Here is an 8,310-nt window from a genome sequence, read left to right as displayed (position 1 = left end):
CTCGACGGCGGCGACGGCTCCCTGCGCCTGTCCTGGGAAACCGCCGAATCCAAGCAGCGCATCGGCCTGGCCGTCGACCACTGGACGAACGCCGGAGTGCAGCCCTTCGACACCCAGGTGCACGAGGACGACAGCAGCGTCCGCTACGTTCTGGCCGTTGGCGCCGACGAGCCGTTCGTGCTGGAAAAGAGCGTCAGCTACGCCGTCGGGCAGGCCTCCGAAGACCTGGCCGATGACGCGGAAGCGGGCCTCAGGCCGCTCGCGGAGATCTTCGCAGAGAGCGCGGCGCACTACCGAAACTACTGGACCACGAGCGACATCGTCCTCGCCGGCCAAACCGAGCTCCAGCAGGCCGTCCGCTGGAACCTCTTCCAGCTGGCGCAGGCGACGGCCTGCGCCGACGTCGCCGGCATCCCCGCCAAGGGAGTCAGCGGCTCGGGCTATGACGGCCACTACTTCTGGGACCAGGAGGTGTACCTGATGCCCTACCTGACGTACACCAGCCCCGGCAATGCCCGCCAGGTCCTCGAGTTCCGCCATGCGATGCTCCCCGAGGCCAAGATCCGGGCCAAGGAGCTCAGCGTGGACGGCGCACTGTTCCCGTGGCGCACCATCAATGGTCTCGAGGCCAGCGCCTACTACGCCGCCGGCACGGCCCAGTTCCACATCGCCGCCGCGATCGCCTTCGCGACCAACCGCTACATCTGGGCCAGCGGCGACCAGGCGTTCGAGGAATCCCTCGGCTCCGAGCTCTTGATCGAGACCGCCCGGATGTGGGTCTCCCTGGGTTTCTTCGGCAAGGACGGGCTCTTCCACATCCACGGCGTCACCGGCCCGGACGAGTACACCGCCGTCGTCAATGACAACCTGTACACCAACGTCATGGCCCGGTTTAACCTGCGCGCCGCGGCGGCACTGGACCACCCGGAGATCGACGACGCCGAACGCCAGCTCTGGGAGCAGGCCGCCAACCGCATGCAGCTGCCCTACGACGAGGACCTCCAGGTCCACTCGCAGGACAACGACTTCATGACCCTGGAGCCGTGGGACTGGAGCACGCCCCGGTCCAAGTACCCGCTGCTGCTGCACTTCCACCCGCTGGTGATCTACCGCCACCAGGTCCTGAAGCAGGCTGACAGTGTGCTGGCCATGTTCCTGCAGTGGCAGGACTTCACCGCCGAGGAAAAGCGCCGAGCCTTCGACTTCTACGATCCGATCACCACCGGCGACTCCACGCTGTCCGCCTGCGTGCAGGGCATCATGGCGGCCGAGGTCGGCTACGCCGACGCCGCGCTGAACCACTTCACCCATGCGCTGTTCATCGACCTGGACGACACCCACGGCAACACGATCGACGGCGTGCACATCGCTTCGACCGGCGGGGTGTGGAGCTCGCTGGTCAGCGGCTTCGCGGGCCTGCGCGACCAGGGTGCCGTGCCGTACTTCGACCCGCGGCTGCCCGCGGGATGGGACGGGCTGTCCTTCCACCTGAAGATCCAGGGCCGGCTGCTGCAGCTCGAACTGGAACAGGGTGCCATCAGCCTGACCGTGCGCGAGGGCGCACCGCTGGAGGTGGACGTGCGCGGCGAGCTGCTCACCGTCGACGGCGATACGGTTCGGGTTCCGCTGGCCCCGGTCGCGGCACCGGCGCCCACGATCTTCCCGAGCGGACTCCCGACGGCGTCCATCCCGATCGTGCGCGCGGCGGTCTAGGACCCGAGCGCCGCCAAAGCAACGCGGGGTCACACAGCGCCCATGATCCCCACGGACACGGGCGCTAGATGACCCCGCGTTGCTTCGGGTCGGGTTGCCCTGATCCGGAGGCTTCGGCCGGTGATGTGGCATCCGCGCCGAAGGCCTCCCGGCCGTCGTCCAGCGGATGGGCGAGTTCGTCAGCCGGCATCCGTGCGACGGCCAGGGCGATCACGGCCATGACCGGGCACACCGTCCCGGCGACCAGGAAAATCAGGCCGACCGGAAGTGCCTCGGCGGCGGGTCCGGCAAGGGCCATCGAGACCGGCATCAGGGCGAGCGACACGAAGAAATCCAGGCTCGAGACGCGGCCCAGCAGGTGCGGCGGCACCCGGCGCTGCAGCAGGGTTCCCCAGATGACCATGCCCACGCCGCCGGTGGCGCCGAAGATGAAGAGCGCGGCCGCCAGCGCCCAGAAACTGTCCATGACGCCGACGGCCGCGAGCGGCAGGCTGCCGGCACCCCAGCTCACCATCATGACGCTGAGGTAGCGGCGCGGAAGCGGGAACGAGGCCGTGGCCAGCGAAGCTGCGGCGCCTCCCACGCCCATGATCGCAAGCAGGAAGCCGAACATGCGCGAGTCGCCGCCGAGCTGGTCGCGGACCACGAACGGCAGGAGCACCTCGATGGGGCCGATCAGGAACAGCACGGAGATGCAGGCCCACAGCAGGGTCCACAGCAGCCAGGGCGTGCGCACCGTGTAGCTGACCCCTTCGCGGAGGTCGTGCAGAAGGGACGTCGTGGCGCGTTCGCCGGCCCCGGAACCAGCGCTGCCCGCCCGGCCGTCCGACCCCGGGCGGGGCTGGCGATGGAGCAGGTTGAGGGTGGAAAAAGCCAGCAGGTGGCACACCGCCACCCCGGTCACAGCGTGCGCGGGGGACAGCGCGGCGACCAGGATGCCGGCGACGGCGGGCCCGGCGGCCTGCTGCAGGATGGGCCGCATGGTCCCCTCCATGCCATTGGCCGCGAGCAGGTCCTCCGGCGGCAGGATCCTCGGGAGGATGGCGGAGTAGGCCGGAAAGAAGAACGCCGCTCCGACGCCCAGGACAAAAGCGCCGAGCGCGAGATGCCAGAGCTGCAGCCAGCCCAGCATGGCCAGCCCGCTGATGCCGGCAATGACGGCCAGGTTGGCCCCCTCCACCGCGATGATGAGGAGCCGCTGCGGGAACCGGTCCGCAGCGATGCCGCCGGCAAGCACAAAGGCGACGAGTCCGACGCTGCCCGCCGCCGCAACGAGGGAGAGCTCCAGCGGGCCGCCGCCCAGATGGATCACCTCATAGACCATCGCCACGGCCCACATTCCGGAGCCGAAAATGGAGATGGCCAGGGCCGCAATCAGCACCCGGTATTCCCGGTGCGCGAAGGGCCGGAGGGCCCGCAGTGAGCGCATGGCTCCAGTCTAGGTGCCCGGTACCGCACGAGGGCGGCGGATTCGGGCCGCGAAAGATCCGATGGAATAGGCTGCGGGGCGTCCGGGTTGCCGCCTAATGGGACGGGCGACCTCACCGGGGCAGCCCGTTCCGACGTACTGGGCCCGGATCGCCGCCAAGTTGCTAAAACGCGACGGCGGCCGTGGCCTGATGGAGCTGGATTACTCAGAATCGGAGATGGTGGATTAATGACTGCCTACAAGACAGTGAACCCCGCGACCGGAGAAACGTTGAAGGAATTCCCGCTCGCTACCGCGGGCGAGGTGGAGGGCGCACTCGCCGCCTCGAAGACTGCCTTCGGGGACTGGCAAGCGGCGCCTGTGGAGGCCCGCGCCAAGGTGATTGCCCGCGTCGCCGAGCTGTACCGGGAACGTCAGGACGAACTGGCCCGGCTGATTGCCACGGAAATGGGCAAGCCCCTGGCCCAGTCCCGGGGCGAAGTTGGCCTCGTGGCCGACATCTACTCGTACTACGCCGAAGAGGGCCCGTCCTTCCTCAAGGATGAGCTGCTGGACGTCAAGGGCGGCGGCGAAGCCATTGTCCGCTCCGCGCCAGTCGGACCGCTCCTGGGCATCATGCCGTGGAACTACCCCTACTATCAGGTGGCCCGGTTCGCCGCGCCCAATCTGATCCTCGGCAACACCATCCTGCTCAAGCACGCCGGCAGCTGCCCGCAGTCTGCCCTCGCCATCGAGCAGATCTTCAAGGATGCCGGACTCCCCGAGGGCGCCTACATCAACCTGTTCCTGAGCAACGAACAGGTTGCCGAGGTCATCGCCGATGACCGCATCCAGGGTGTCTCGCTGACCGGCAGCGAGCGGGCAGGCTCGGCAGTTGCCGAGGTGGCCGGAAGGAACCTGAAGAAGTACGTGCTGGAACTGGGCGGGAGTGATCCCTTCATCGTCCTCGACTCTGACGACCTCGACGCCACCGTCAAGGCCGCTGTCAGCGGACGGATGGGGAACGCCGGTCAGGCGTGCACGGCCTCGAAGCGTTTCATCATCCTCGAGGATCTCTATGAGGAATTTGTGGAGAAATTCACCGCCCGGATGTCCGCGATCAAGCCGGGCGACCCCCTGCTCGCCGACACCCGCTTCGGGCCGCTCTCCTCGCAGAGCGCCGCCGACGGCCTCATCGAGCAGATCCAGGACGCCGTGGACAAGGGCGCCACCCTGCGGACCGGCGGACACCTCGTTGACGGCCCTGGCGCCTACGTCGAGCCCACCGTGCTGACCGATGTCACGCCCGGGATGCGCGCGTTCTCCGAAGAGCTGTTCGGCCCGGCAGCGGTCATCTACAAGGTCGCCACCGTGGAAGAGGCCATCGAACTGGCCAACGGTTCCCCCTACGGGCTGGGCGGTGCGGTCTTCAGCGCCGATACCGGGAAAGCCAAGGAGGTCGCGGACCGGCTGGACACCGGCATGGTCTTCATCAATTCCGTGGCCGAAACCCAGGCGGACCTGCCGTTCGGCGGGGTGAAGCGCTCCGGCGTCGGGCGCGAACTGGCACGGTTCGGCATGAATGAGTTCGTCAACAAGAAGCTCATCCGGACCCCGCGCTAAACCCGGCAGCATCCTGCGGGCAGTTGAGGGCGGATGGGTGTCGCCGATCCGCCCCCAACTGCCCGCTCCCCGTAGCCTAGTGTTAACACAGGACGAAGCTCAGCACACTTATGGTTCAGGGAGAGGCGATGATGGCCAAGCGAAGCAACCCGGCAATCAAGATTGCCCAGCAGTCAGCTCACAATGCGATGTTCGACGCCCAGGGCAAGCCCAAGCCGGGCGTCCACAACGTGCTCCTGCGGGCCGTTGAAGTCCAGCGCCCGCTGGTCCTGGCGAACCTCCGCCGGCTCCAGCGAAAGCATCCGCACGCCACCGCGGCCCAGCTCGCCGCCAGGCTGGAACGGGACTACCTCATGGCTGTCACCGGCGGCGGCGCGCTCGTCGGTGGTGCCGCCGTGATTCCCGGCGTCGGGACCGCAGCCGCCCTGGGCCTCTCGGCCGCCGCGACCGTTGGTTTCCTCGAGGCCACCGCACTCTTCTCCACCTCCCTCGCCGAACTCCACGGTGTGCGGCTGGTGGACCCGGAGAAGGCCAGCACCCTGGTCATGGCGATCATGCTGGGCGAGGAAGGCACCGCCCTGTTGAGCTCGCTGAGCGGGCAGGCGGCCGGGCAGGGCAGGGGCCCCACCCAGGCCTGGGGCTCCCTCTTCGCCCGCCGGGTTCCGCTGGCCGGCTTCGGCTCGGTGCGGGAACGGATCCAGACGATGTTCCTGCGGACCCTGCTGAAACAGCAGGGGACGGCCCTGCTGGGCCGGGCGCTGCCGTTCGGCATCGGCGCCGTCGTGGGCGGCGTGGGCAACCGGGTGATGGGCCGCGCCGTCGTCGCGAACGCCAAAGAAGCCTTCGGCCCGATGCCGCTCGTCATTCCCGGCGAACTCGGGGGCACCGCGGAACCCGACGCCCCGGCAGCCGTGCAGAGCGCAGCGGTGCGGCATACGGACAAGGACATCAGCAAGGACGAATCAGCGAAGAATGGCGGCACGTTTTGGATCTGAACGCTGACCTGGGCGAGTCCTTCGGGACCTGGACCATGGGCGACGACGCGGCGATGTTTCCGCTGGTCACAAGCGCCAGCGTGGCCTGCGGGCTGCACGCCGGGGACCCCGTGACCATGCTGGACACCTGCCGGGCGGCCTACGAGCTCGATGTCCGGGTGGGCGCGCACCTGGGCTACCCGGACCTCGCCGGCTTCGGTCTCCGGGCCATGGACATCACGTTCGATGACCTCTTCGGCGCCGTGCTGTACCAGCTCGGCGCCCTGGACGGGGTGGCGCACGCCGTCGGCGCCTCGGTGGACTACGTCAAGCTGCACGGGGCGCTCTACGACCGGACAGTGCGCGACGCCGAGCAGGCCTCCGCGGTGGTCGCGGCCATCCAGGCCTACGATCCGGGACTTCCCGTCCTGGGTTTCCCGGGCTCTGCCCTCCTCGGCATCGCCCAGGAGGCCGGCCACCCGGTCTTCGCCGAGGCCTTCGCCGACCGCGCCTACCTTCCCGACGGGACCCTCATGCCGCGCTCGCAGGACGGTGCAATGCTGGACGACGTCGGCCGGATCACCGAACGGGCCGTGCGCCTGGCCACGAAGGGCGAAGTCGAGGCCGTGGACGGCACCGTGCTCCAGATCGAACCGCACTCCCTGTGCATCCACGGCGACACCCCAGGGTCCGTCGCCACGGCGGCCGCGGTCCGGTCGGCCCTCGAAAGCGCGGGCGTGGAACTGGAGAGCTTCGCCTGAGCCCGGTCGGGCCTGCCCCGGGGCCGGCTCCCGCTGTTTCTTCCTGAAGGGAACTGCCCAGTGCCGTAAGGCCCTATCGGGGCCACGATGCGGCCTCTATCTTGAGGGCATGACTGCCGGAGGCCCCGCGGGGTTAGATGGACCCGCCTCGGACGCAATGTTGAAGCTCGGCCGTTTTTTTACGAAATGGGACCAGACCGACGACGGCAGGGCGGTGTTCCGGGAGGGTGGCCGCAAGGGTGACATCTTCTACCGGGACCGGTGGAGCCATGACAAAGTGGTCCGCTCCACCCACGGGGTGAACTGCACCGGCTCCTGCTCCTGGAAGGTGTACGTCAAAGACGGCATCATTACCTGGGAATCCCAGCAGACGGACTACCCTTCTGTGGGCCCAGACAGCCCGGAATACGAACCGAGAGGCTGCCCCCGGGGGGCGGCCTTTTCCTGGTACACCTACTCGCCCACACGCGTCCGGTTCCCCTACGCACGGGGCGTCCTCGTCGAGATGTACCGCGAGGCCAAAGCCCGGCTGGGCGACCCGGTGCTGGCCTTTGCCGACGTCGTCGGGGACCCGGAACGGCGCCGCCGCTACCAGCAGGCACGCGGCAAAGGCGGCCTGGTGCGGGTGTCCTGGCAGGAAGCGACCGAGATTGCGGCCGCCGCGCACGTCAACACGATCAAGACCTACGGCCCGGACCGCTGCGCCGGTTTCTCGCCGATCCCGGCGATGTCCATGGTCTCGCACGCGGTCGGGACCCGGTTCATCCAGCTGATCGGCGGGGTGATGACGTCCTTCTACGACTGGTACGCGGACCTGCCCGTGGCCAGCCCGCAGGTCTTCGGGGACCAGACCGACGTCCCGGAATCCGGTGACTGGTGGGACGCCGGTTACCTCATGATGTGGGGCTCCAACGTTCCCGTCACCCGGACCCCGGATGCGCACTGGATGGCCGAGGTGCGGTACCGCGGCACCAAGGTGGTGACGGTCAGCCCGGACTATGCGGACAACACGAAGTTCGCCGACGAATGGCTTCCCGCCCAGGCCGGAACCGACGCCGCACTGGCCATGGCCATGGGCCACGTCATGCTCAAAGAATTCTTCGTCGATCGCGAGGTCCCGTTCTTCTCCGACTACGTCCGCCAGTACACCGACCTGCCGTTCCTGGTCCGGCTCGAACGGCGTGACGACGGCTCCCTCACCCCGTCGAAGTTCCTCACCGCGAAGGACCTCCCGGCCGAATCCCTGGCCGAGGACGCGGCCTTCCGCACCGTCCTGTTCGACAAGAAGACCGGACGCCCGGCCGTCCCCAACGGCTCCATGGGATTCCGCTACTCCGGCAGCGGCGAGGGCAAATGGAACCTGGACCTCGAGGGGATCGAACCGGCGCTGTCCCTGCGCGAAGTCTCCGGGGCGAGCGCCGAGATCCTGCTGCCGTGCTTCGAGGAGGCGGACGGCACCGGCAGCGTGCTCCGGCGCGGGGTGCCGGTCATCGAGGTGGAGGGCCAGTTGGTCACCACCGTCTTCGACCTCATGCTGGCCCAGTACGGCGTAGGCCGCGAAGGGCTTCCGGGGCAGTGGGCCACCGGATATGACGACGCCACGACGCCGTACACCCCGGCCTGGCAGGAGGAGATCACGTCCGTTCCCGCGCAGGCCTGCATCCGGGTGGCACGGGAGTTCGCCCGAAATGCCGAGGAGTCCAAGGGACGCTCCATGATCATCATGGGCGCCGGGATCTGCCAGTGGTTCCACGGCGACACCACCTACCGGGCGGTCCTGGCCCTCGTGATGCTGACCGGCTGCATGGGCCGCAACGGCGGCGGCTGGGCG

The 8,310-nt window shown here is 68.5% G+C and carries 6 protein-coding genes; 5 read left to right on the top strand and 1 reads right to left on the bottom strand.

Annotated features, from left to right (window positions below; genetic code table 11):
- A partial coding sequence (locus tag K789_RS0106300; RefSeq protein ID WP_024366018.1) for a glycoside hydrolase family 65 protein occupies window positions 1–1,713 on the top strand: 1,713 nt, incomplete at its 5' end.
- Window positions 1,714–1,777: 64 nt separating this feature from the next.
- On the opposite strand, the gene K789_RS0106295 is transcribed toward K789_RS0106300, so the two are convergent.
- The gene (locus K789_RS0106295) at window positions 1,778–3,142 is read right to left on the bottom strand and encodes an MFS transporter (protein WP_024366017.1); all 1,365 of its coding nucleotides are present in this window, start codon (window positions 3,140–3,142) and stop codon (window positions 1,778–1,780) included.
- Between the two features lie 228 nt (window positions 3,143–3,370).
- Here K789_RS0106295 and K789_RS0106285 point away from each other — a divergent pair, with 228 nt between their 5' ends.
- From K789_RS0106285 to K789_RS0106270, 4 genes are all read left to right on the top strand, one after another.
- A complete protein-coding gene (locus tag K789_RS0106285) occupies window positions 3,371–4,744 on the top strand; it encodes an NAD-dependent succinate-semialdehyde dehydrogenase (protein ID WP_024366016.1) in 1,374 nt (457 codons plus the stop codon).
- Between the two features lie 131 nt (window positions 4,745–4,875).
- The gene (locus K789_RS0106280; RefSeq protein ID WP_024366015.1) at window positions 4,876–5,739 is read left to right on the top strand and encodes a hypothetical protein; all 864 of its coding nucleotides are present in this window, start codon (window positions 4,876–4,878) and stop codon (window positions 5,737–5,739) included.
- A complete protein-coding gene (locus K789_RS0106275; protein ID WP_024366014.1) occupies window positions 5,730–6,479 on the top strand; it encodes a LamB/YcsF family protein in 750 nt (249 codons plus the stop codon). Before K789_RS0106280 ends, K789_RS0106275 begins: the two co-directional genes overlap by 10 nt.
- A gap of 109 nt (window positions 6,480–6,588) precedes the next feature.
- On the top strand, window positions 6,589–8,310 hold a 1,722-nt coding region (locus tag K789_RS0106270; RefSeq protein WP_024366013.1), incomplete at its 3' end, for a molybdopterin-dependent oxidoreductase.

It is taken from the genome of Arthrobacter sp. TB 26 (genome assembly GCF_000427315.1).
In the GTDB taxonomy this organism is placed as follows: domain Bacteria; phylum Actinomycetota; class Actinomycetes; order Actinomycetales; family Micrococcaceae; genus Arthrobacter.
The sequence above is the reverse complement of the archived record's forward strand: the minus strand, read 5'-3'. Positions and strand labels throughout refer to the sequence as shown.